The following is a 25,404-nucleotide window of genomic DNA, read 5'->3' on the forward strand; positions in this document are numbered from 1 at the left end:
CTTATAAAAAAGTTAGTTGTATAAGGGAGGACTATATTATTGCTTAATATATAGTCTATAGTATACAAGAGTATAGCGGTACTAGCTTTATCATCTAAGTGTCTGCTTTTAATAAAACCATTATCTGTTATTATGGTTCTAGGGTCTAAAAAGATAAAATCACCAACATTAATTCCTAGAGTTAGGGTATCTTCTTTAGAAAATACTTTCTCATCTAAAATAACTTCCATGTTTTTAGGACTTCTTTTAAGATCATAAGCTTCATTTCCGCTTATGTGAACAGAAGGTTTTAAAGATTGAATTGTTCCAGTATAAGTTTTATCATCCAGAGTAAAAATAGTGCAATTTTCTCCTTCTATAGAATTCCCTGTGAATCCGCCTATTAGACTTATACCAAGCTTTCCATCTGATTTTATCTCACTAACCATAGCGCCTAAGGTATCTACATGAGAGGAAAAAGTTCTTTGGTATTCGTTGTTTTTTCCTTTGAGTGTAACTATTATGGCTCCCTTATTCGTAATAATATATGGAGCTTTTAAGGAATCAAGTTCACTTTTTATATATTCCATTACTTTATAAGTATAGCCAGAAGGACTTGGGATGGATAAGATATTTTTTAAATAAGTTTTAAGTTTGTATTTGTCATAATTCATGATTTCATCACTCCTTTAAAAAATTTTATCATAATATGAAACTATAGCCAATGTATAAACACAGTTTCATATGTAATTATTTAAAATTTTGTAGTATAATAAGTTGGAAAGAGGGGAGAGATTAAATGGCTAGAAGTAAAAAAAATACAATAAGAAAAAAGAGTAATAAGAGGGTCAGAAATCTAGTATTTACAATCATTTTATTATTAATTTCAGCTGCTGTTAGTTATGTGTATTTTATTACGCAAAAATTCGACAATGTTATGTTCCCGGGAGTTATTATTGAAAGTGTGGAATTATCAGGAAAGAGTAAGGAAGAAGCTTTAGAAATTTTAAAAGAAAAGTATTCAAAACCAATACTTAGTAAGAAAATACATGTTAAAACTCCAAGCAAAACTTATACAATAAATTATTCTCAATTAAATCCTCAATACAATATAACAGAAGTCATAGATGAAGCTTTTGCTTATGGTAAGAATTTAAATATAATATCTAAATATAAGCTTATAAAAAGTCCTGAATTAAAAAAATATAATCTTCAATTTTCATATGATCATAAGCCAGTAGATGACATGATAGAGTCTATAAGCAAGGATATTAATACAAAACCAAAGGAAGCAACGATTAAGTCTGTAAACGGAGGTTTTCAAGTTACTGAAGATGAAAAAGGTTTTGAGCTTGAAAAGAAAAAATTAAGTGATGAAATTGCAGCTAAAATCAAAAATAACAGTACTGGAGATATAAACATAGACGCCCCTATAAAAGTTATAGAATCTAAGGTTAAAGCGGAAGCATTAAGAAAGGTTGATTCAAAGATAGGGTCATTTTCAACTAATTATTCCTCTTCTTCAGAAGGTAGGGCGACTAATATAAGATTATCAACTCAAAGTATTAATGGTACAGTGATAATGCCAGGAGATACTTTTAGCTTTAATGAAGTTGTTGGAGAAAGAACAAAAGAAAGAGGATACAAGGAAGCTGGAGTTATAATAAATCAAAAATTCGATTCAGGCCTTGGCGGAGGAATATGTCAAGTATCTTCAACTCTATATAATGCATTGCTAAGAGCAAATATAAAAACCACTGAAAGAGTGCACCATTCTATTCCTTCTACATATGTTGAAATGGGCCTTGATGCTACGGTTGACTGGGGAAATATTGACTTGAAATTTAAAAATACTTTCGATTATCCTATATATATCGAAGGCTTTACTTCAAATAGAAATGTGTATTTTAATATATATTCAAATTCTGAATTAGCAAAACGAACTTATGATATAACTACAGAAGTATATAGTACAATTGAGCCAACAATAAAATATATAGATGACCCATCATTACCAGCAGGACAAACAGAGGTAGAAAAGCAGCCTCGCAAAGGTTACAGAGTTAAAGCTTATAGAAATATCTATGAAAATGGTAAGTTTATAGGTAAGGAATTAATATCTAATGATTATTATGTACCGATAAATGGAGTAATTAGAAGAGGAACGAAAAAGTAAGATTAAATATTAAAAAAGTATTAATAAGTTAATTTAGAGTGCTTAATCCATATGGAAGAAACAAAAAACTTAGGATTAAGCACTTTTAAATTGAGAAAATTGCATCCCAATTTTCTTATATGTTATAATACTCTTTGATACTGTAGGGAATAGGTAATGTCAGCATAGTGGATGAAATTATAAAGGGGAGATTAATATGGCATTTAAGTTAGTGTGCTTGGACATGGATGGGACTTTATTGAACAGCAGTAAAGAAGTTAGTAATAGAAATAAGGAAGCCATAAAAAAAGCCCATGATATGGGAGTTAAAATAGCGATTTCTACAGGAAGGGTGTTTACATCTGCAAAATATTATGCACAACTTTTAGGGATAAATGCACCAATTATAGCTTCAAATGGAGCATATATTAGAGAAAAAGATAGAAATAAGGTAATATATAGTTCTACATTGAGTATAGAAGAATGTAAAAAGATACTGGGAATTATTAAAAATTATGATTTTAAAGTTTATTTTAATACTTTTAATACTATTATTTCGCCTAAACCCTACCCAAAAGGATATACTTATCTTGAGATGAATGAAGATTTATCAGATGATATGAAAATTAATCTTCATGTAAATCCTAATTTAGAAGAAGAATTTGTAAATAGAGATGGTGAAATACTTAAAGCTATATGCATTAGTGAAGACTACAGTACTCTAAAAAAAGCTAAGGGATGAGATAATAAATTTAAAAAGTTTTGAAGTTGTAAGTTCTTTTGGAGATAATTTTGAAGTAATGAAAAAGGGAATTTCAAAAGGTAATGCAGTAAAAATATTGGCAGAATTTTATGGACTTAAAAGAGAAGAAGTTATTTGCATAGGTGATGGTGAAAATGATTTATCTATGATAAAGTATGCTGGATTAGGCATAGCAATGGGAAATGCGCCAGACTATGTAAAAAAGGAAGCAGATTATATAACTGAAACTAACGACGAAGATGGAGTGGCTAAGGCTATAGAAAAATTTATTCTGTAGTAAACTCATCTATACATGATTATATGTACTTTACTTCATTTTATGATTAATATTATAATATAGAGTTAAATTCCACTAATATAGGGGGGTAAACAATGAGATTAGATAAACCTAATTTAAATATAGTATTATTTCAACCAGAAATACCACAGAATACTGGAAATATAGCAAGAACTTGTGTACTAACTGATTGCAGATTACATTTAATAAAGCCTTTAGGATTTAGCATAGATGATAAGAGAGTAAAGAGAGCTGGCCTAGACTATTGGCCATTATTAGACATAGAAGTTCATGAATCTTTTGATGATATGTTAGAGAAATATCCTGATGCCAATATATATCTATCAACAACAAAAGAAGCTAAATATCATCATGATGAAATAGAATATAAGCAGGGAGATTTTATTGTTTTTGGAAGGGAATCTTCAGGATTACCTGATTATATAAGAGATAGATATGTGGAAAATAGAATACGTGTACCCATGATAAAATCAACCACAAGATCCTTAAATCTTTCAAATACTGTAGCTATAGTTGCGTACGAAGCTTTAAGACAGTTAGGATTTCCAGGGATGAAGTAGGGGGTATAGACTATGGAGAAGATTAAAATAATCACAGATAGTACCTGTGATTTAAATAAAGAAATCATAGAAAAATATGATATAGAAGTCATACCCCTTATGGTTAGTTTTGGAGAAGAGAGTTATTTAGATGGCGTGACCATAAATATAAGAGAATTTTTAAAAAAAATAAAAGAAGAGGACATGTTTCCTACCACATCAGGAATAAATCCTCATAAATTTTACGAATTATATAAAAAATATTTGGATGAAGGATACAAAGTTGTTTCTATTCATCTTTCATCAAAAATGAGCGGTACATACCAGTCGGCATGTATTGCTAAGGAAATGCTTGAAAGCGATGATATATTAGTTATAGACAGTTTAAATGTAACTGCTGGATTAGGGTTATTAGTGATAAAAGCAGCTGAATTGAGAGATAAAGGTTATTCCATAGAAGAAATTGAGAAAGTTTTAAAAGAAACTGTTCCGCATATAAAAAGTGGCTACGTATTTGTAAGCTTGGAAAATCTGGTTAAGGGAGGACGTCTTTCTAAAACCGCTGGAGCAATAGGAAACTTGCTGAATATAAAGCTGATTTTAGCTGCAGTAGATGGGAAAATGGAAGTTTTAGATAAGGTAAGAGGAACAAAAAGAGCAATTAAGACGGTTTTGGGATATTTAGATAATTTAAATAATGAAGAGCCTAGTATATTACTTCATATAGATAATAAAGATATTTTTCCTTATCTCCAACAGGAGCTAACTAATAGAGGTGTAAACTATATTGAATGTGAAGTTGGATGTGTAGTAGGAACCCATGCAGGACCTAATGCTTGTGGAATAGCATTTATAGAAAAATATAATTAAATTATAAATGAAAATAAAAACACCCGCTAAATCAGGGTGCTTTTATTTTTTATGGGTGTATTTAGTATTAGAAGAAAATGTTACATAAAGTCATTGAGGAATTTTAATTATTAATTGCCCAATTCTTATGATATAATGTAATATGAAGCGGTATTATAATGCAAAGTGGTGATAAAATATGAAGATGGAGTTTAATTTAAATTTAACTCAAGAACAAAAGCTAATAATGACTCAACAAATGCAGCTATCAGTAAAGTTGCTTCAAATGTCAAATTTCGAAATTCAAAGCTATATAGAAAAAGAGCTTCAAGAAAATCCAGTGCTTGATGCAGATTATAATAAAAAAAATGATACAGAAAAATCAAAGAATGAAATAGACTATAAAAATTTCTTGAAGTATTTAGAATTTGATGACTATGGACATGGAAGCTATAGCAGAGAAAAAAGCGAGGATGAGGTATCTCCGTTTAATTTTATCAGCGCTAAAAAATCACTTAAAGAGTTTTTAATGGAGCAAATAGTAGAGTTAAATGAGGATGATTTTGTTAAAGCTGTATGTAAATATATGATTGAAAATATAGATAACAGAGGATATTTGGATATAACCCTTGAAGAAATTCAAGAAGAGCTAGCCATATCTAAGGAGTTAGCTGAGTCATGCTTAAAAATCGTACAATCACTAGAACCTCATGGAATAGGAGCTAGAGATCTAAAGGAATGTTTAAAAATACAGCTTCAAGTAAAAGGTTTTCAAGATGAAAAACTTTATAAAATAGTAGATAACTATTTAGAAATGATAGCTGAAAATAAATATAATGTAATAGCTAAAGAGCTAAAAATAGATGTGAAGGATGCTCAAAAATATGGAGATTTAATAAAGTCCTTAGAGCCTAAACCTTCAAGAGGATTCTTTACTGGAGAAGAAACTAAATATATAATTCCTGAGGCTTATATAAGAAAAATAAATGGAGAGTATTGCATTATAATGAATGATGCTTCTATCCCAAAATTAAATATAAATCAGTTATATAAACAGATAATCAATAATGAAGATGATAAGAATACAGTAAAGTTTGTAAAGGATAAACTAAATAGTGCTGTATTTTTAATAAAGAGTATTAGGCAAAGAGAAAATACTATATATAATATATTAGAAAAAATAATAGAAATTCAAAAAGATTATTTTGAATATGGAGAGGCTTTTTTAAAGCCTATGACTTTAAAAGAGATTGCAGATAGTCTAGGGATACATGAATCAACGGTGAGCAGAGCCATAAGAGAAAAGTATATTCATACAGAAAGAGGAACAATAAAAATTAAGGATCTTTTTACTACTGGAATCTCTAGAGTAGACAGCTTTGAAGATGTATCTACAAAGATAATAAAAAAGGAAATAGAAGATCTTATAAATAAGGAAGATAAAAAGAAACCTTTATCTGATCAGAAAATATGTGATTTGTTAAAAGAAAGAGATATTGATATTTCAAGAAGAACGGTGGCAAAGTATAGAGAAGAAATGGGAATTAAATCCTCAAGTAAAAGAAAAAGATTTTAATCAATATAAAGATTTATTTAAAAGTTTTACTATAAATAAAATAGAATGCTTAGCAAATAATAAAGGAAAAGAGAAGTATCTTTTTCTTTATTATTTTTTAGAATAAAAATTTAACATTTTTTTTGTTAAATGTCTTTTAAAAAAAATATATTTGATTTATAATAATAAGTGGGACGTATAATAAACAAGTGGGACATTAGAGGGCCAAAGAGGTGTTACTTTTGAAGTATTTGGAGATAGAAAAAAAAGTGGTTCCGGAAGTACTTGAACTATTAGACAAAAGGTATAATATATTGACCACTATATATTATAATCAACCCATAGGAAGGAGAATGCTGGCAAGTCACTTAGGAATTGGAGAAAGAATAGTAAGAAGCGAAATTGGATTTCTTAAAAAACAAGGGTTGATAGACATTAATGCAGAAGGAATGACAGTGAATTACGATGGGAAGAAAATATTAGAAGCATTAAAGGAATTTGTTCATGACCTTAGAGGACTATCAGAAATGGAAGAATATTTAAAAGAGAATTTGAAGCTAAGAAAAGTAATAGTTGTCCCAGGAGATATAGATGAAAATGAGCTCACCTTAGAGGAGTTAGGAAAGAGTGCAGCAAATTTTGTAAAGAGCATACTGAAAGATAAAAATATTATAGCATTAACTGGTGGGAAAAGCATAAAAAAGATGGTAGATAATATGCCAAAGACCAGTGAATATAAAGATATTCTCATAATACCTGCAAGAGGTGGAATTGGCAGAAATGTAGAAATTCAAGCTAATACTTTAGTTGCAAGATTGGCAGAGAGATTATCAGCAGATTATAAAATGCTTCAACTCATAGATAATGTAGATTATGCAGAGATATTTGCTATTTTAAATGAAGAAAGTATAAAAGAAGTTGTAGAAAATATACATAAAGCAAATATATTGATTTACGGTATTGGAAAAGCTGAGGATATGGCACAAAAAAGAGGCTTAAAAGATGAAGCTATAAATGAATTGCACGAAAAAGGAGCAGTAGGAGAAGCATTTGGATGCTATTTTAACATAAATGGAGAAGTTATCTTTTCAACTCCAACTGCTGGAATAAAAGGTGAAGATACAAAAAAAATTCAAACTATCATAGCTATATCTGGAGGACACAGTAAAGCAAAGGCTATTCTAGGTGTACAGAGATTCAACTCAAATAATATTCTTATAACTGATGAAGGTGCTGCTAAAGAAATCATAAATATTATAAAAAGTGAGCGCCAATAAATACATTTAAAACGTTAAAAATATATAAATATATATTTATATAAAAATATATAAAAATATATAAAATAAGATTTTTAGGAGGTAATTTCAATGACAAAGGTTGCTATTAATGGTTTTGGAAGAATAGGAAGATTAGCTTTAAGATTAATGATCGACAATCCTGAGTTTGAAGTAGTTGCAATAAATGACTTAACAGATGCTAAAACTTTAGCTCATTTATTCAAATACGATTCATCTCAAGGAAGATTCAATGGTGAAATCGAAGTTAAGGACGGAGCTTTCGTAGTTAATGGAAAAGAAATAAAAGTAATTGCTGAAAAAGATCCAGCAAGCTTACCTTGGGGAGAATTAGGAGTAGACATAGTACTAGAATGTACTGGACTATTCACTAAGAAAGAAAAAGCAGAAGCTCATATTCAAGCTGGTGCTAAGAAAGTTGTTATATCAGCTCCTGCAACTGGAGACTTAAAGACAGTTGTATTCAACGTAAACCATGATGTATTAGATGGTTCAGAAACAGTTATCTCTGGTGCATCTTGTACAACAAACTGCTTAGCTCCAATGGCTAAAGTATTAAATGACAAATTTGGTTTAACAAAAGGATTCATGACTACAATCCATGCTTATACAAATGACCAAAATACTTTAGATGCTCCACACAAAAAAGGTGATTTAAGAAGAGCAAGAGCTGCAGCTGCAAGCATAATTCCTAACTCAACTGGTGCTGCTAAAGCTATAGGATTAGTTATTCCACAATTAGCAGGTAAATTAGATGGAGGAGCACAAAGAGTTCCTGTTATAACTGGTTCATTAACTGAATTAGTATGTACTCTAGAAAAGAAGGTTAGTGTAGAAGAAATAAATGCAGCAATGAAAGCTGCTTCTAATGAATCTTTTGGATACACTGAAGACCCTATAGTATCTTCAGATGTAATTGGAATTCACTATGGTTCATTATTTGATGCTACTCAAACAAAGGTTATGGACGTAAATGGAGAGCAATTAGTTAAAGTTGCTTCTTGGTATGACAATGAAATGTCATATACTTCTCAATTAATTAGAACTTTAAAATATTTTGCTAACCTTTCAAAATAATTTAAATTAGATACCTAAAATATATACCCTAACATAGTAAAAGCATATTAATCTTTGATTAATTAAGATTAATATGCTTTTTAATTCTAAGGATGGCGCATTGGATTTATATTTTATATAATAAAATTGATGTGCATTTTTCTTATATGTTAAAACTAAAACTTTTTTTAAAAATCCTATTTAAAAATCCCTACGTTTACATTATAATGTAAGTGGGACAAATAACTTGTCCGTGGGACAAAAAAGGACCGCTTACAATTTAATTCAACAATAATAATTATAAAAAGATGTAGAATACTAATTTTAAAGCAAATTTAGCTTTTATATGTGCTATTTTAATGATACATATAAATCATTAATTTATTTTTTATCACTAGTAAGAAAATTGCAAGGCAATTTTATTAAAATGTGAAGGGAGATATAATCATGAAGTTAAACAAGAAGACTGTAGAAGATATCCAAGTTAAAAGTAAAAGAGTATTAGTAAGATGTGACTTCAATGTACCGCTTAAAGAAGGAGTTATAACAGATGAAAATAGATTAATAGGAGCACTTCCAACAATTAAATATTTAGTAGACCAAGGAGCTAAGGTTATACTTTGTTCACATCTTGGTAAGCCAAAGGGAGAACCAAAGCCAGAATTATCATTAGCACCAGTTGCTAAGAGACTTTCAGAATTATTAGGAAAAGAAGTTGTATTTGCAGCAGATAATAATGTAGTTGGAGAAAACGCTAAGAATGCTGTAGCAAATATGAAAGACGGAGATATTGTTTTACTTGAAAACACAAGATATAGAAAAGAAGAAACTAAAAATGAAGAAAACTTCTCAAAAGAATTAGCTTCTCTTGCTGATGTATTTGTAAATGATGCTTTTGGAACAGCTCATAGAGCACACTGTTCAACAGTTGGAGTAACAGAATTTGTTAGTGAATCTGCTTGTGGATACCTAATTCAAAAGGAATTAAAATTCTTAGGTGAAGCTGTTGAAACTCCAGAAAGACCATTTGTAGCAATACTTGGTGGAGCTAAAGTTTCTGATAAAATTAACGTTATAAACAATCTTTTAGAAAAAGTTGATACATTAATAATAGGTGGAGGAATGGCTTATACTTTCTTAAAAGCTCAAGGCTATTCTATAGGAACATCTTTATTAGAAGAAGATAAAATAGATTATGCTAAAGAAATGATGGAAAAGGCACAAGCTAAAGGAGTTAAATTATTACTTCCAATAGATAACGTAGTTGGTGCTGAGTTTAGTGCAGACACAAAACCAGTTACTACAGAAGATCAAAACATTCCAGAAGGTTACATGGGATTAGATATAGGACCTAAAACAGCTAAACTTTATGCTGAAGCAGTAAAGGATGCTAAGACAGTTATATGGAATGGACCAATGGGAGTATTTGAATTTGCAAACTTTGCAAAAGGAACAATAGCAGTAGCAGAAGCTATGGCACAGTCAAATGCAACTACTATAATCGGAGGAGGAGACAGTGCAGCTGCTGTTAATACTCTTGGATTTGGAGATAAAATGACTCACATTTCAACTGGTGGTGGAGCATCACTTGAGTTCTTAGAAGGAAAAGAACTACCAGGAATTGCAGCACTTACAGACAAATAATAAAAGTAGGTTAGAAAGCATAAGTTATGAAAGGATAGTCATAGGTACTAGGTACTGGGTTCTAGATACTAGTACCTAATACCTAAAAAAGCTGGCTATTAAAAAATATAAGGGGTGTGTTAATATGAGAAAGCCAATTATAGCAGGAAACTGGAAGATGAATAATACTGTATCACAAGCATTAAAGCTTATAGAGGAATTAAAGCCATTAGTTAAAGATGCTAACAGTGAAGTTGTAGTTTGTCCACCAACTATATGTTTAGATGCGGTAGTAAAGGCTGTTAAGGGAACTAATATAGAAGTTGGAGCTCAAAATATGCACTTTGAAGAAAGTGGAGCTTTTACAGGAGAAACTTCTCCAGCTATGCTTGAAGAAATGGGAATAAAGTATGTAATATTAGGGCATAGTGAAAGAAGACAATATTTTGCAGAAAATGATGCTGACTTAAATAAGAAGATAAAGAAAGCTTTTGAACATAACCTACTTCCAATACTTTGCATAGGAGAAACTCTTGAGGAAAGAGAAGCTAATATAACTGAAGAAGTATTGGGAAGACAAATTAAGCTTGACTTAGCTGGACTTGAAAAAGAACAAGTTGAAAAACTTGTAATAGCTTACGAACCAATCTGGGCTATAGGAACAGGAAAAACTGCTACATCTGATCAAGCAGAAGAAACAATAGCTTTCGTTAGAAAAACTGTTGCAAGCATGTTTGGAGAAGAAGCTGCAGAAAAGATGAGAATACAATATGGCGGTTCAGTTAAACCATCAACAATAAAAGAGCAAATGGCAAAACCAAATATAGATGGAGGACTTATCGGAGGAGCTTCACTAAAAGCACAAGATTTTGCTGCTATAGTAAACTTTGATAAGTAATAAGATTTCCCCGCAATTTTATTGGATTAGGGACTCTGAGTTTCAGTTAGGCAGTAAAGCTGAAGTTAGAATCCTAGAAAGGATTAAAGATATTTCTCGGAGGTGATTACACATGATAAAGAGGCCTGTTATGTTAGCTATACTAGACGGATTTGGAATATCAGATAATGAAGACGGAAATTCTGTTAGAATAGCTAAGAAGCCTAATTATGATAAACTTTGGAACGAATATCCACATACACAACTAGGAGCTAGTGGATTATCTGTTGGACTTCCAGAAGGACAAATGGGTAATTCAGAGGTTGGTCACTTAAATATAGGCGCAGGAAGAATAATATATCAAGCTCTTACAAGAATAACTAAAGCCATAGAAGATGGAGATTTAGTTAAAAATGAAGCTTTGCTAAAGGCTGTAAATAATGTAAAGGCTAATAACTCTTCACTTCATTTCATGGGACTTTTATCAGATGGTGGAGTTCATTCACATATAGATCATTTAAAAGGCCTAATTGACTTTGCTGCAAAAAGTGGCATAAAAAAAGTATATGTACATGCTTTTCTTGATGGAAGAGATACACCACCAGATTCAGCACCAACATATGTAAAAGACTTAGAAAGCTATATGAGTTCAGTTGGAGTAGGAACTATTGCTACTATATCTGGAAGATACTATGCTATGGATAGAGACAAAAGATGGGAAAGGACTCAGCTTGCATATAATGCATTGGTATTAGGAAAAGGTGAATATGCAGGAAGTGCTCTAGAAGCTATAGAAAAATCTTATCATGATAACAAGCAAGACGAATTTGTGCTTCCAACTGTAATATTAAAGAATGAGAAGCCTGTAGCTACTATTAAAGATGGAGACTCAGTAATATTCTTTAATTTTAGACCAGATAGAGCAAGACAAATAACAAGAGCAATAAATGATAAAGTATTCGATGCATTTGAAAGAGAAAATCTTGATTTGACTTTCGTAACTTTAACAGAGTATGATAAGACTATTGAAAATGTTGAAGTTGCTTTTGGTCCTGAATCTTACAGCAATACTTTTGGAGAATATTTATCAAAATTAGGTAAAAAGCAATTAAGAATAGCTGAAACAGAAAAGTATGCTCATGTAACATTCTTCTTCAATGGAGGAATTGAAGAGCCTTATGCAAATGAAGATAGAGCTTTAATACCTTCACCAAAGGTTGCAACTTATGATTTAAAACCAGAAATGAGTGCATATGAAGTAACGGATGAAGTTATTAAAAGAATAGATTCAGATGAGTATGATGCAATAATATTAAATTATGCAAATCCAGATATGGTTGGTCATACAGGAGTCATAGAGGCTGCAATTAAAGCAGTTGAAGCTGTGGATGAATGTTTAGGTAGAGTTGTGGATAAAATATTAGAGAAAAATGGCTCTATATTTATAACAGCAGACCATGGTAACTGTGAACAAATGATAGACTATTCCACTGGAGGAAGTATGACAGCTCATACTACAAATCCTGTACCTTTCATTTATGTATCAAATGATGCTAATGGAAAAGAATTAAGAGAGAGTGGAATACTTGCAGATATAGCTCCTACAATGCTAGAAGAAATGGGTTTAGAAATTCCAAAGGAAATGACAGGAAAAAGTATTTTTAAATAATATCAGTTAGGAAACAATTATCTTTGTTTCCTGCTGAATATATAAATTTTTATCTTAAATGAGGAGGAGATAAGTATGAAGACTTTTGTAGAAATAGTAGATGTTTATGCAAGACAAATTTTAGACTCAAGAGGAAATCCAACTGTAGAAGTAGAAGTTGAATTAGAAGATGGTACAGTAGGAAGAGCCGCAGTTCCATCAGGAGCTTCAACTGGTATATTCGAAGCAGTTGAATTAAGAGATAACGATAAATCAGTATACATGGGAAAAAGCGTTGAAAAAGCAGTTAACAACGTAAATGAAATTATAGCTGAAGAATTAGTTGGAATGAATGTATTTGATCAAGTTTCAATAGATAAAGTTATGCTTGAACTTGATGGAACAAAAAATAAGAGCAAACTTGGAGCTAATGCAATGCTTGGAGTATCACTTGCATGTGCAAGAGCTGCTGCAGAATACCTAGGAATTAGCTTATACCAATACATAGGTGGAGTTAACGCAAAAGTTCTACCAGTACCTATGATGAACATAATGAATGGTGGATCACACGCTGACAACAATGTAGATTTACAAGAGTTCATGATTATGCCAGCAGGAGCTGAATCTTTCTCAGAAGCTTTAAGAATGTGTTCTGAAATATATCATACATTAAAGAACATATTAAAGAACAAAGGATTATCAACAGGTGTTGGTGATGAAGGTGGATTTGCTCCAGACTTAAATAGCAATGAAGAAGCTATAGAAGTTATTGTAGAAGCTATAGAAAAAGCTGGATATAAAGCAGGAGAACAAGTATTTATAGCTTTAGACCCTGCATCTTCAGAATTCTACAATACTGAAACTAAGATGTATGAATTAAAAGGAGAAGGAAGAACATTAACTCCAGCTGAAATGGTTGATTTCTATGCTAATTTAGTAGAAAAATATCCAATAATCTCAATCGAAGACGGTATGGCAGAAGAAGACTGGGATGGATGGAAATTACTAACTGAAAAATTAGGTGGAAAGATTCAATTAGTAGGAGACGATTTATTCGTAACTAATACAGAAAGACTTACTATGGGAATTGAAAGAGGAGTTGCAAACTCAGTTCTTATAAAGCTTAACCAAATAGGAACATTAACTGAAACTTTAAATACAATAGAAATGGCTGAGAGAGCAGGATATACTGCAGTAGTTTCTCACAGAAGTGGAGAAACTGAAGATACTACAATAGCTGATTTAGTTGTTGCAGTAAATGCAGGACAAATCAAGACTGGTGCTCCAGCAAGAACTGAAAGAGTTGCTAAGTACAATCAATTATTAAGAATCGAAGAAGAATTAGCAACAATGGGAGAATATAGAGGACTTAAAGCTTTCTATAACCTTAAAAAATAGTACTTTCTGATTTAAAAGCAAAGTGGCTGTACGATTCAATCTACAGCCACTTTACTTTTAATATTGCATAAAATACATAAAAAGCTTTTTTATTGTAATTTATTTTATAGTGTGATAAAATAGTTAAGTATAGTTAGTATACGTAAGAAGCTTGATAATAAACGAGGAGGTGTATGTTAATGCATACATTTTTACAAGTTCTAGAAATATTAGTTTGTATTGCACTTATAGTTGTTGTATTGAAACAGCCAGGAAAAGCAGATGGCTTTAATTTAATATCTACAGGAGCAGATACTTTCTATGCTAAAAACAAAACAAAAACCTATGAATCTGTATTAGCAAAATTAACTGTTATTTTAGCTGTAGCTTTTGGAGCTATAACAATAGCATTAACATTGATTAGATAATAATATTAAACACAGAATGTAATACATATAGCTATGATGATAAAACACATAAATCTTTTCAAGATTTATGTGTTTTTTTTTATTTTAAGGTAAATATACTAGTATTGAATCCAAAAATGGAGTAGTATATATATATAGTCTCTTATAATTAATAGAAAGGAAGGATAAAAATGGATGTAGCTTTACCAGTAATTTGTGGACTTTTAGCATTGATTTTTGCCTTTGTTTTAAGTTCAGGAATTGCAAAAAAGGATCCAGGTAACGAAAGGATGAAAGAGATATCGGGATACATTCATGAGGGTGCCATGGCATTCTTGATGAGAGAGTACAAATATCTTGCAGGCTTCATAGTAGTTGTTACTATAGTTATAGCTATAACAATTAGCTATAAAACAGCTATATGCTTTGTTTGTGGGGCTATATTTTCGATTCTAGCAGGATATTTTGGAATGAATGTGGCAACTAAGGCAAATGTAAGAACAGCTCAATCAGCAAGAAAAGGTCAAAATGAAGCTTTAAAGATTGCTTTTTCTGGCGGTGCTGTTATGGGAATGTCTGTTGTTGGATTAGGAATAATTGGATTAGGTATCTTTTGCTGGGCTTTCAATAATAATACAGATTTTATAACTGGATTTGGCTTTGGAGCAAGTTCTATTGCACTCTTTGCACGTGTTGGTGGAGGAATATACACTAAGGCTGCAGATGTAGGAGCAGACTTAGTTGGAAAGGTAGAAGCAGGCATACCAGAAGATGATCCAAGAAATCCAGCTGTTATAGCAGATAATGTTGGAGACAATGTAGGAGACGTTGCTGGAATGGGAGCAGACTTATTTGAATCCTATGTAGGATCTATAATATCAGCTTTAACATTGGGATATTTTCTATTTTCAGGAGAACAATCAAAAATTATCTTTCCTCTTAATTTAGCAGCTATTGGAATATTGTCCTCAATAATAGGAGCATTGTTTGCAAGAAATAGCAAAAATGCTAGTCCTCAAAAAGCTCTTAATACTGGAACTTATATAGGAGGACTACTAGTTATAATTGGTTCATTCGTACTAAGTAATCAGGTGTTTGGAGATTATAAAGCTTTTGGAGCTATATTTTCAGGGCTAATTGTAGGAATTTTAATAGGAAAAATAACTGAAATATATACAGCAGATCAATATAATTCTGTACAAAAAATTGCTAGACAGTCAGAAACAGGAGCAGCTACTACAATAATTTCAGGACTTGCTGTAGGAATGTATTCCACCATGCTTCCTATAATATTAATATGTATTGGAATTTTATTCTCATTTTATATAATGGGTGGAGCATCAAATGTATCTATGGGATTATATGGAATATCTCTTGCAGCTGTAGGAATGCTTTCAACTACAGGTCTTGTAGTTGCAGTAGATGCATATGGACCTATAGCAGATAACGCTGGTGGAATAGCAGAAATGTCTGAGCTTCCACATAGTGTAAGAGAAGTCACAGATAAACTAGATTCTGTAGGAAATACTACAGCAGCCATTGGTAAAGGATTTGCCATTGGTTCAGCAGCACTCACTGCTTTAGCACTATTTGCATCCTATGCACAAGCAACAAAACTAAAAACTATTGATTTATTAACTCCAGTTACATTAGTTGGTGTATTGATAGGTGCTATGATTCCATTCTTGTTCGGTGCTTTAACAATGGAATCAGTAGGAAAAGCTGCTAATGAGATGATAGAAGAAGTTAGACGTCAATTTAAGACTATTCCTGGAATCATGGAAGGAAAAGGAAAACCAGATTATAAAAAATGTGTTGATATTTCAACAGCAGCAGCTTTAAAGGAAATGGTCATTCCTGGAATATTAGCTATTGCAGTTCCACTATTAATAGGAATGCTTTTAGGTGCTGAAGCTTTAGGAGGATTGATTGGAGGAGCAGTATCTTCTGGTGTTCTTGTAGCAATACTTATGGCAAATGCAGGTGGAGCTTGGGATAATGCTAAAAAATATATAGAAGGTGGAGCACATGGAGGAAAGGGCAGTGATGCTCATAAGGCAGCAGTAGTAGGAGATACAGTAGGAGATCCATTTAAAGATACATCAGGACCATCAATGAATATATTGATTAAACTTATGACTATAGTATCATTAGTATTTGCACCAGTAATACTTAAATATGGCGGAATATTGCTAAATCTATTTAAGTAGAAGATATATTATTTTAGAAATGGAGGCAACTATAAGCGTTAAAGCGCAAAGTTTAGTTGCTTCCCTAGTTTATATATGGCTAAAAGTGCAGTTTTTGTACTTTTAGTCATTTTGTTTATTTGTAAATAAATTAATAGGAATATTCTAACTTATTATGGATAATAATGGTTTGACTAGAAATATTAATTAAGTTACTATTAATTGTAACGATTTATTTTATCAGATTGAATATTATACATATAAGTAGCAAAAAATAAAATAGGTGCAAATTTATTAATACCTAATAAGAAATCTTGCTATTGCATTACTAGATTAGAGGAGGAAAATGAATTGAATATAAAAAAAGTACTCTTAGATTTTATGAGGGAGCAGGCATATAAGCCAATGGATATAAATGAACTAGCAAAAATATTTGGTATATCTAAGAAAGAAATAAAGACTTTTAAAGATATTTTAAAAACTATGGAGAAGGAAGGAAGTATAGTAAAAAATCAAGTAGGACGTTATGGAATCCCAGAAAAAATGGGGCTTGTAGTTGGAAGACTGCAAGGACATCAAAAAGGGTTTGGGTTTGTAATTCCAGATGATGAAAGTCCAGATGTATTTATAGTTTCAACATTAATGAATGGGGCTATGCATGGTGACAGGGTAGTGGCTCAAGTTCTAAAAGAAAAGGATAAAGGTAAAAAACGTGAAGGCGAGATAGTAAAAGTTATAGAAAGAGCCAATACAAAGATAATTGGAGTTTATGAAGCTAGCAAAAATTTTGGATTTGTTGTTCCAGAAGAAAAGAGAATATTTCAAGATATATTTATTGCTAAAGAGGATTCCAATGGAGCTTCAGCTGGTGATGTGGTCATAGTTGAAATAACAGAATGGCCAGAAAATAGAAGAAATCCAGAAGGAAAGATTGTAGAGATTTTAGGCAAAAAGGGAGAAAAAGGCATAGATATATTGACAATTATAAAAAAATATAAGCTTCCAGAAGAATTTCCACCAAAGGTTCAAAGTTATGCTGCTAGTATACCAGAGGAGATACCAGAGGAAGAGTATAAAAACAGAGAAGATTTAAGAGACATAAAAATGGTAACCATAGATGGAGAAGATGCAAAGGACTTAGACGATGCTGTTTCAATAGAGAGACTTCCTAATGGAAATTATTATTTAGGAGTTCACATTGCAGATGTATCTCACTATGTAAAAGAAAAAAGCCCATTGGATAGAGAAGCTTTAAAAAGAGCTACTTCTGTATATTTATTAACTAAGGTTATTCCTATGCTTCCAAAGGAATTATCTAATGGAATTTGCAGCTTAAACCCTCATGTAGATAGACTAGCAATGACATGTTTTATGGAAATAAATAATGAGGGTAAAGTTGTTGATTACAGAATTACGAAAAGTGTAATAAGAACCAACGAAAGAATGACCTATACAGATGTGACAAAAATCTTAAAAGACCATGATGAGGAACTTATGAAAAGATATGATTATCTAATTGAAGATTTCAAAATGATGGAAGAATTATGTGAAATTCTATATAAAAAGAGATTAAGAAGAGGAGCTATAGATTTTGATTTTGATGAGACAAAAATAATATTAGATAATAATGATAAACCTATAGAGATTAAACCATATGAGAGAGAAATCGCTAATAGAATAATTGAGGAATTTATGCTTGTAGCTAATGAAACTATTGCAGAGCATATGTTCTGGACTAAGCTTCCTTTTGTATATAGAGTTCATGAGGATCCAGATGAAGAAAAACTTCAAAGGTTTAGAGAGTTTGCATATAATTTAGGATATTTCATAAAGAGCAGCAATGATATTCATCCTAAATCACTTCAGCAGATTATTGAAGCGGTAAAAGGGAAAAAGGAAGAAACTGTAGTAAATACATTATTACTACGCTCACTAAAGCAAGCAAGATATTCACCAGAATGTATAGGACATTTCGGTCTTGCAGCAAAATACTATTGCCATTTTACTTCTCCAATAAGAAGATATCCAGATTTAATTATTCATAGGATAATTAAAGAGTCCTTGTATGGTGTAATAGATGAAAACAGGTTTAAGGCCTTAGAAAAGGCTGTAGATTATGCATCCACTCAATCTTCTGATATGGAAAGATTGGCTATGGAGGCAGAAAGAGAAGTAGATGACTTAAAGAAAGCTGAATATATGAGCGAAAGAATAGGAGAAGAATATGAAGGAATAGTTTCTTCTGTAACTAATTTTGGTATGTTTATACAATTACCTAATACTATAGAAGGATTAGTCCACATAAGCAATATTGATGATGATTATTATGTATATGATGAAGTACATTTATGCTTAATTGGAGAGAGAACTAAGCGCAAATATAGACTTGGAGACGTAGTGAAAGTAAAGGTAGCTGAAGTAGATATGAGTTCTTATGATATTTACTTTGACCTAGTTAAAGATGAAGAACAAGAAGTGGAAGAGAATCTTCCTAAAATACCAGTTGTAAAACTAAGCGAAGAAGAAATAATCCAATCTTTAAAGGAAGAAAAACTGGAGGAAGAAATAGACGATATGATGAAAGACTAGAAATAAATTGTGATAATCTTTAATATTGAACATTCCATAGGAGATTTGCTTTTAGGAAAGCTTCACTACGCAAAGAAGCTCTAATATTTCTGAATTTAAAACACCTAGACCTTCTAAACTCGCTGTCGCTCAAACAATAGAAGGTTCCTTACGGTGTTTTAAATTAATAAATATAAAGAGCTTATAATTGCTCCTTCAACGCTTTCTACAATGCAAATCTCATATTACAGTTCAATATTAAAAAGATTATATACATTTATTAATATATACATTTATTAAAAGGGAGCCTTTTATTCTTATATGTTGACACTTGTCTTATAGTTTTATACAATTATTTGTGAAAACGGTTGTTCAAAATAATTTAGATGGAGGTAAAAGTATCATGGGCGTCACAATAAAAGATGTGGCTAAAGAAGCAAATGTTTCTCCTTCTACTGTATCCAGAGTTATAGCTGGCAGTGACAGAATTAGTGAAGAAACAAAAAAGAGGATTAACGAAGCTATAAAAAAATTAAATTATCATCCTAATGCTATTGCAAGAAGTTTAGCAAATAAAACTACTAATGTTATAGGAATAGTTATGCCGAGGGAAGCAGAAGATTTATTTAAAAACCCATTTTTTATACAAGCTATGACTGGAATAAGTACATATGTACAAGAAGCAGGATATTATATAATGTATACCTTTTGTAAAAGAGAAGAAGAAGAGTTGAGTGCTATACAGAATTATATAAACAGCAACTTAGTTGATGGAATAATTCTTATGTTGGCCCGAGTTCATGATAAATGTATAAAGTATTTACAAGAAGTTGCTTTTCCATTTGTGGTAATTGGAAGACCAGAAGATACTAAAAATGTGCTTTGGGTAGATAATGACAATTTTCAAGCAATGTATAATGTAGTAAGTAAACTATTTATTAGCGGACATAAAGAAATAGCTTATATAGGAGCTAAAAAAGAGCTAAATGTTTCTAAAGATAGATTAGAAGGATATAAACAGGCTCATAAAATACATGGTATTGACATAGATGAAAGTTTAATAATGGAAGTAGAAGATTTTAAAGAAAACTTAGGATATGAGGCAATGAAACAAATGATGAAAGTAAAAAAGCCAACCGCATTAGTTGCAACAGATGACCTTTTAGCTTTTGGTGCAAATAACTATTTGAATGAAAATGGCATTAAAAGTATATCAATTATAGGATTTAATAATACTCCTTTTGCAGAATATCAAAAACCATCATTAAGTTCTGTAGATATAAATTCCAACAAGTTGGGATATTATGCAGCTAAACTATTAGTAGACAGACTTACAAATAACATAAAACATAAACATTATATTATAGAAACTAGATTAATAGAAAGGGAATCTACCAATTACTAAGTTGTGTCATAATAGAATAAATAATAGGATAACATTTAAGTTTTGAGAGAGTATAAGAATATACTCTTTTTTTGTGACTTAATATACGTAAAATATATAAAAAGTTTCATTGAGAAAGTTTACATCAATTTATTGACAAAGTTTATATTAAAGAATATAATTTATTCATAAGACAAACGTTTGTACAAACATAATTTATTTTTCTAAAATCGATTGCATAAATTTAATCTTATTTCTTATTTAAAGGGGGAAATAATATGTCTTCAAAAGAAACAAAATTAATTTCATTTGATTTTTGGCAGAAGTTTGGTAAAGCTCTAATGGTAGTTATTGCAGTTATGCCAGCTGCAGGACTTATGATTTCACTTGGAAAGGTAATAGGAATTTTTCTTGGAACTACAGGCGTTATAGGAACAATAGCAACTATAGTAGAAGACTTAGGATGGGCGGTAATAGGTAACTTAAATTTATTATTTGCTATAGCCATTGGTGGTTCTTGGGCTAAGGAACGTGCTGGTGGAGCTTTTGCGTCTGCTATAGCTTTTATATTGATTAATCGTGTAACAGGAACTATTTTTGGAATAAGTGAGGCTATGCTTGCAGAGCCAAATGCAACAGTAAATAACATATTAGGCGGAAAGCTTTTAGTTGAGGACTATTTCATATCTGTACTTGGGGCACCAGCTCTAAATATGGGAGTATTTGTTGGTATTATAGCAGGTTTCTTAGGAGCTACATTATATAATAAATATTATAACTATGATAAATTGCCAAATGCACTTTCATTTTTCAATGGTAAACGTTTTGTGCCATTTGTAGTAATTGTATATTCAGTTATAGCGGCAGTCATACTTTCTATATTCTGGCCAATTGCACAAACTGAAATAAATAGCTTTGGAAAGTGGATTGCAACATCTAAAGATAATGCACCAATTATATCACCTTTCGTATATGGATTCTTTGAACGTTTATTACTACCTTTTGGATTACATCACTTGATAACGGTACCAATAAACTATACTGATCTTGGAGGAACTTATAAAATACTAACTGGAGACAGTATAGGTAAAATAGTATCAGGACAGGACCCATTATGGTTAGCATGGATTACAGACTTAAATAATTTAAAGGCTTTAGGAGATATAAATACGTATAAGAATTTACTTGCTACAGTTCATCCAGCTCGTTTCAAAATTGGGCAGGTAATAACATCATCTGCTACATTAATAGGTGCAGCTTTAGCAATGTATAAAAATGTAGATAATGATAAAAAATCAAAATATAAATCTATGTATCTATCAGCTGCTATTGCGGTATTTTTAACAGGAGTTACAGAACCTATTGAATTTATGTTTATGTTTACTTCTCCAATTTTATATGGTTCATATGCAGTATTAACAGGATTAGCATTTGCTATGGCAGATATACTAAATTTACGTATACATGCTTTTGGATTTATAGAGTTTTTAACTCGTACTCCAATGATTATAAATGCAGGTCTTGTAAGAGATTTAATTAACTTTATAATGGTAGCAATAGCATTCTTATTCATAAGCTACTTTATGTTCAGCTTCATGATTAAAAAGTTTAAAATTGCTACACCAGGACGTTTGGGAAATGATGTTGAAGGAATGGAAAACTCTAAAGATTCAAAATCAGAAAATAAAGAAAGCAAAGGAAACAAGAAAGTTAAAGATGAAATTGCAGTTAATGCTATAAAATTATTAGGTGGAAAAGACAATATAATAGATGTTGATGCTTGTATGACTCGCCTTCGTGTAACTGTTAAAGATCTAAGCTTAGTTGCAGGAGAGAAAGAATGGAAGGACAACAAGGCATTAGGTTTAATAATAAAGGATAAAGGTGTTCAAGTTGTTTATGGACCTAAGGCAGATGTTATAAAATCAAATATTATAGATATTCTAGGTGAATAAATATGAAGCTTTTAACTTTAAATTGTCATTCATGGATGGAAGAAAATCAACAAGAAAAAATTAAGATTATAATTGACACCATATTACAGAAAAAATATGATATAATTGCATTGCAAGAAGTAAACCAATCTATAGACAAGAAAGTCCTTTTTAAAAACATAAAAGAAGATAATTTTGCTCTAACTTTAATAAATGAACTAAAAAAGTCAGGTTGCAGTGAATATGAAATGTTATGGGATTTCTCTCATATAGGGTATGACAAATATGAAGAAGGAGTAAGCATTATAACAAAGCACAAAATTGAAAAAGCTTACTGCTTCTTCGCAACCAAAAGTGAAGATACATCCTTTTGGAAGACTAGAAAAATTATAGGAGCTTCTTTAAATATAAAGGGAAATCTTATAGATGTTTATTCTTGTCATCTTGGATGGTGGAATGATGAAGATGAACCTTTTAAGGAACAAGCACATAAAATCCTTGAAAGAGTAAATGATGACAGATTAACATTTTTAATGGGAGACTTTAATAATAATGCTTTTTTAAGAGGAGAAGGTTATGATTATTTAATAGGAAAAGGGATGTATGATACTTATTCTATGGCAAAAGAAAAAGATAATGGAGTTACGGTAAAGGGTAAAATAGCAGGATGGAATGAAAATAAGGAGGACTTAAGATTAGATTGGATTTTATGCAATAAAAAAATACAAGTTAAATATTCAAAGGTAATATTTAATGGAGAAAATAGAAATGTGGTATCGGACCATTACGGTGTAGAAGTAAAAATAGAAGAGGGGGAGTTTAATGGCTGATAACTATGTTATAGGAATTGATTTAGGAGGAACAAAAATAAGTGGAGCTGTTGCAGATTTTGATGGAAATATAGTTTCACAGTATACTATTCCTACAAAAGCAGAAGAGGGAGAAGAAGCAGTACTTCAAAGAATAATATTAGTTATAGAAAAAGTAATAGAAGAATCTAAAGTAGCTAAAGATAAAATTGTAACTATAGGAATAGGTTCTCCAGGACCTTTAGATGCCAAAGAGGGAAAAATCATAACCACACCGAACCTTCCTTTTAGAAACTTCAACTTAGTTAAGCCTTTAAAAGATAAGTTTAATATCCCTGTTTATTTAGATAATGATGCTAATGTAGCAGCTATGGGAGAATATATTTTTGGGGCAGGAAAAGGCACCAGCAATATGATATTTGTAACAGTTTCTACAGGAATAGGTGGTGGAGCTATATTAAACGGAAAAATATATAGGGGTAATACCAGCAATGCTTTAGAGATTGGACACATGACCTTAGAAAAGGATGGACCTCGTTGTAATTGTGGAAATTATGGATGCGCAGAAGCATTAGCATCAGGTACAGCTATAGGAAGATTGGCAAAAGAAGAGATTGCCAAAGGAGTAAAAACTTCTCTTACAACTTACGAAAATGTAACATCTTATGAAGTGTTTAAAGAGGCTGAAAAAGGAGATGCTGTAGCTAAGGCTGTGCTTGATAAAGCATTAAATTATTTAGGAATATGTATTGCGAACATAATAGTGTCTTTTGACCCAGAAATGGTTATAATTGGAGGAGGAGTTTCAAAGGGTGGAGATATAGTATTTAAGAAGGTACAAGAAGTGGTTAACAAGAGATGCTTTAAGTCTATGGCAGAAAGTACAAAAATAGTTCCAGCAGGCCTAGGAACTAATGCGGGACTTATGGGGGCAGTTGCTCTTGCAATAATGGAAAGTAAATAAAAAAATAAAAAAATAAAATTATTAAGTTTTTTTTACAGGTTTATGCAAGCGATTGCTCAATTTATAATGGAGGTTATGCTAAAATGAAAAAGACATGGTGGAAAGAAGCAGTTGCTTATGAGGTATATCCAAGAAGTTTCAAAGATTCTAATGGAGATGGAATAGGAGATTTACAAGGAATAATATCTAAATTAGATTATCTAAAAGATTTAGGAATTGATGTAATATGGATTTGTCCAATGTATAAATCACCTAATGATGATAATGGATACGATATTAGTGACTATCAAGATATAATGGATGATTTCGGTACTATGGATGATTTTAATGAGCTTTTGGATGAAGTCCACAAAAAAGGCATGAAGCTTATAATTGATTTGGTTGTTAATCATACAAGTGATGAACATCCATGGTTTATTGAGTCTCGTTCTTCAAGAGATAATCCAAAAAGAGATTGGTATATATGGCGTGATGGCAAGGATGGAAGAGAACCAAACAACTGGGAAAGTATTTTTGGAGGTTCGGCTTGGGAGTATGATGAAAAAACTGATCAATATTATCTTCATCTATTTTCAAGAAAACAACCAGATTTAAATTGGAAAAATAAAAATATGCGTAAGGCAATTTATGATATGATTAATTGGTGGCTGGATAAAGGAATAGATGGGTTTAGAGTTGATGCTATTAGTCATATAAATAAAGAAGAGGGCTTAAAAGATATGCCTAATCCAAAAGGATTAAGATATGTTCCATCTTTTGATAAGCATATGAATGTGGAAGGAATTCATGAATATTTAGAAGAGCTAGCTGAAAATACTTTTCGCAAATATGATATAATGACAGTTGGAGAAGCTAATGGAGTTAATGTTGAAGATGCTTCTCTTTGGGTTGGAGAAAATGAAGGAAAGTTTAACATGATATTTCAATTTGAGCATGTGCACTTGTGGGAAAATGGTACAGATTCAGATATGAGTATTCCTAAATTAAAGAAGATTTTATCAAAATGGCAAAAAGGATTAGAAGGCAAGGGATGGAATGCGCTGTATATTGAAAATCATGATGTACCAAGAATAGTTTCCACTTTGGGAGATGATGATAGATACTGGAGAGAAAGTGCTACATCTCTAGCTGCTAT

Annotated in this window: 18 protein-coding genes and 2 pseudogenes; 19 read left to right on the forward strand and 1 reads right to left on the reverse strand. The window is 31.3% G+C overall.

The annotated features are described in order from the left end of the window. A pseudogene (locus ACFWTK_RS12815) lies at nucleotides 1–653 on the reverse strand (M42 family metallopeptidase); the annotation flags it as partial. A 125-nt stretch (nucleotides 654–778) separates the two neighbouring features. Here ACFWTK_RS12815 and ACFWTK_RS12820 point away from each other — a divergent pair. The 19 genes and pseudogenes from ACFWTK_RS12820 to ACFWTK_RS12910 all read left to right on the forward strand — a co-directional run. Beyond that, entirely contained in the window at nucleotides 779–2,155 is a 1,377-nt protein-coding gene (locus ACFWTK_RS12820; RefSeq protein WP_415876356.1) for a VanW family protein, read from the forward strand. Between the two features lie 196 nt (nucleotides 2,156–2,351). Next, nucleotides 2,352–3,174: pseudogene (locus ACFWTK_RS12825) on the forward strand (Cof-type HAD-IIB family hydrolase). 95 nt (nucleotides 3,175–3,269) lie between these two features. Continuing rightward, entirely contained in the window at nucleotides 3,270–3,755 is a 486-nt protein-coding gene (gene trmL, locus ACFWTK_RS12830; protein WP_415876357.1) for a tRNA (uridine(34)/cytosine(34)/5-carboxymethylaminomethyluridine(34)-2'-O)-methyltransferase TrmL, read from the forward strand. Nucleotides 3,756–3,767: 12 nt separating this feature from the next. Continuing rightward, complete coding sequence (locus ACFWTK_RS12835; protein ID WP_415874205.1) at nucleotides 3,768–4,604, forward strand: DegV family protein; 837 nt, start codon at nucleotides 3,768–3,770, stop codon at nucleotides 4,602–4,604. Between the two features lie 184 nt (nucleotides 4,605–4,788). Continuing rightward, nucleotides 4,789–6,159: an RNA polymerase factor sigma-54 gene (gene rpoN, locus ACFWTK_RS12840; protein WP_415874666.1), complete on the forward strand. Its 1,371-nt coding sequence runs from the start codon at nucleotides 4,789–4,791 to the stop codon at nucleotides 6,157–6,159. Nucleotides 6,160–6,380: 221 nt separating this feature from the next. Beyond that, complete coding sequence (locus tag ACFWTK_RS12845) at nucleotides 6,381–7,415, forward strand: sugar-binding transcriptional regulator (RefSeq protein WP_415874204.1); 1,035 nt, start codon at nucleotides 6,381–6,383, stop codon at nucleotides 7,413–7,415. A 90-nt stretch (nucleotides 7,416–7,505) separates the two neighbouring features. After that, nucleotides 7,506–8,510, forward strand: coding sequence for a type I glyceraldehyde-3-phosphate dehydrogenase (gap, locus tag ACFWTK_RS12850; protein WP_415874203.1), 1,005 nt, complete (start codon nucleotides 7,506–7,508; stop codon nucleotides 8,508–8,510). Between the two features lie 426 nt (nucleotides 8,511–8,936). Beyond that, a complete protein-coding gene (locus ACFWTK_RS12855; protein ID WP_415874202.1) occupies nucleotides 8,937–10,133 on the forward strand; it encodes a phosphoglycerate kinase in 1,197 nt (398 codons plus the stop codon). 124 nt (nucleotides 10,134–10,257) lie between these two features. Further along, nucleotides 10,258–11,010 carry a triose-phosphate isomerase gene (tpiA, locus tag ACFWTK_RS12860; protein ID WP_415874201.1) on the forward strand — a complete coding sequence of 251 codons (753 nt, stop codon included), beginning with the start codon at nucleotides 10,258–10,260 and terminating at the stop codon, nucleotides 11,008–11,010. A 112-nt stretch (nucleotides 11,011–11,122) separates the two neighbouring features. Continuing rightward, a complete protein-coding gene (gene gpmI / locus ACFWTK_RS12865) occupies nucleotides 11,123–12,658 on the forward strand; it encodes a 2,3-bisphosphoglycerate-independent phosphoglycerate mutase (protein ID WP_415876358.1) in 1,536 nt (511 codons plus the stop codon). 75 nt (nucleotides 12,659–12,733) lie between these two features. Continuing rightward, nucleotides 12,734–14,035 carry a phosphopyruvate hydratase gene (gene eno, locus ACFWTK_RS12870; RefSeq protein WP_415876359.1) on the forward strand — a complete coding sequence of 434 codons (1,302 nt, stop codon included), beginning with the start codon at nucleotides 12,734–12,736 and terminating at the stop codon, nucleotides 14,033–14,035. Between the two features lie 179 nt (nucleotides 14,036–14,214). Further along, a complete protein-coding gene (secG, locus tag ACFWTK_RS12875) occupies nucleotides 14,215–14,442 on the forward strand; it encodes a preprotein translocase subunit SecG (RefSeq protein ID WP_415876360.1) in 228 nt (75 codons plus the stop codon). A 170-nt stretch (nucleotides 14,443–14,612) separates the two neighbouring features. Then, nucleotides 14,613–16,631 carry a sodium-translocating pyrophosphatase gene (locus tag ACFWTK_RS12880; RefSeq protein WP_415876361.1) on the forward strand — a complete coding sequence of 673 codons (2,019 nt, stop codon included), beginning with the start codon at nucleotides 14,613–14,615 and terminating at the stop codon, nucleotides 16,629–16,631. A gap of 330 nt (nucleotides 16,632–16,961) precedes the next feature. Further along, nucleotides 16,962–19,199 (forward strand): ribonuclease R, encoded by a 2,238-nt coding sequence (gene rnr, locus ACFWTK_RS12885; RefSeq protein WP_415876362.1) that lies wholly within the window; start codon nucleotides 16,962–16,964, stop codon nucleotides 19,197–19,199. Nucleotides 19,200–19,581: 382 nt separating this feature from the next. After that, nucleotides 19,582–20,583 carry a LacI family DNA-binding transcriptional regulator gene (locus ACFWTK_RS12890; protein ID WP_415876363.1) on the forward strand — a complete coding sequence of 334 codons (1,002 nt, stop codon included), beginning with the start codon at nucleotides 19,582–19,584 and terminating at the stop codon, nucleotides 20,581–20,583. 257 nt (nucleotides 20,584–20,840) lie between these two features. Next, nucleotides 20,841–22,517, forward strand: a complete 1,677-nt coding sequence (locus ACFWTK_RS12895; protein WP_415876364.1) for a PTS transporter subunit IIBC — start codon at nucleotides 20,841–20,843, stop codon at nucleotides 22,515–22,517. A gap of 2 nt (nucleotides 22,518–22,519) precedes the next feature. After that, nucleotides 22,520–23,326: an endonuclease/exonuclease/phosphatase family protein gene (locus ACFWTK_RS12900; protein ID WP_061858073.1), complete on the forward strand. Its 807-nt coding sequence runs from the start codon at nucleotides 22,520–22,522 to the stop codon at nucleotides 23,324–23,326. Next, complete coding sequence (locus tag ACFWTK_RS12905) at nucleotides 23,319–24,269, forward strand: ROK family protein (RefSeq protein ID WP_061858072.1); 951 nt, start codon at nucleotides 23,319–23,321, stop codon at nucleotides 24,267–24,269. The genes ACFWTK_RS12900 and ACFWTK_RS12905 overlap by 8 nt, the downstream gene beginning before the upstream one ends. An 83-nt stretch (nucleotides 24,270–24,352) precedes the next feature. After that, on the forward strand, nucleotides 24,353–25,404 hold a 1,052-nt coding region (locus ACFWTK_RS12910; RefSeq protein ID WP_415876365.1), incomplete at its 3' end, for an alpha-glucosidase.

It is taken from the genome of Clostridium sp., assembly GCF_047777555.1.
In the GTDB taxonomy this organism is placed as follows: Bacteria; Bacillota; Clostridia; order Clostridiales; family Clostridiaceae; genus Clostridium_H.

Coding starts and splice junctions, on each gene's coding strand:
- ACFWTK_RS12820 (WP_415876356.1), top strand. CDS start 779: ATGGCTAGAAGTAAAAAAAATACAATAAGAAAAAAGAGTAATAAGAGG.
- trmL (WP_415876357.1), top strand. CDS start 3,270: ATGAGATTAGATAAACCTAATTTAAATATAGTATTATTTCAACCAGAA.
- ACFWTK_RS12835 (WP_415874205.1), top strand. CDS start 3,768: ATGGAGAAGATTAAAATAATCACAGATAGTACCTGTGATTTAAATAAA.
- rpoN (WP_415874666.1), top strand. CDS start 4,789: ATGGAGTTTAATTTAAATTTAACTCAAGAACAAAAGCTAATAATGACT.
- gap (WP_415874203.1), top strand. CDS start 7,506: ATGACAAAGGTTGCTATTAATGGTTTTGGAAGAATAGGAAGATTAGCT.
- ACFWTK_RS12855 (WP_415874202.1), top strand. CDS start 8,937: ATGAAGTTAAACAAGAAGACTGTAGAAGATATCCAAGTTAAAAGTAAA.
- tpiA (WP_415874201.1), top strand. CDS start 10,258: ATGAGAAAGCCAATTATAGCAGGAAACTGGAAGATGAATAATACTGTA.
- gpmI (WP_415876358.1), top strand. CDS start 11,123: ATGATAAAGAGGCCTGTTATGTTAGCTATACTAGACGGATTTGGAATA.
- eno (WP_415876359.1), top strand. CDS start 12,734: ATGAAGACTTTTGTAGAAATAGTAGATGTTTATGCAAGACAAATTTTA.
- secG (WP_415876360.1), top strand. CDS start 14,215: ATGCATACATTTTTACAAGTTCTAGAAATATTAGTTTGTATTGCACTT.
- ACFWTK_RS12880 (WP_415876361.1), top strand. CDS start 14,613: ATGGATGTAGCTTTACCAGTAATTTGTGGACTTTTAGCATTGATTTTT.
- ACFWTK_RS12890 (WP_415876363.1), top strand. CDS start 19,582: ATGGGCGTCACAATAAAAGATGTGGCTAAAGAAGCAAATGTTTCTCCT.
- ACFWTK_RS12895 (WP_415876364.1), top strand. CDS start 20,841: ATGTCTTCAAAAGAAACAAAATTAATTTCATTTGATTTTTGGCAGAAG.
- ACFWTK_RS12900 (WP_061858073.1), top strand. CDS start 22,520: ATGAAGCTTTTAACTTTAAATTGTCATTCATGGATGGAAGAAAATCAA.
- ACFWTK_RS12905 (WP_061858072.1), top strand. CDS start 23,319: ATGGCTGATAACTATGTTATAGGAATTGATTTAGGAGGAACAAAAATA.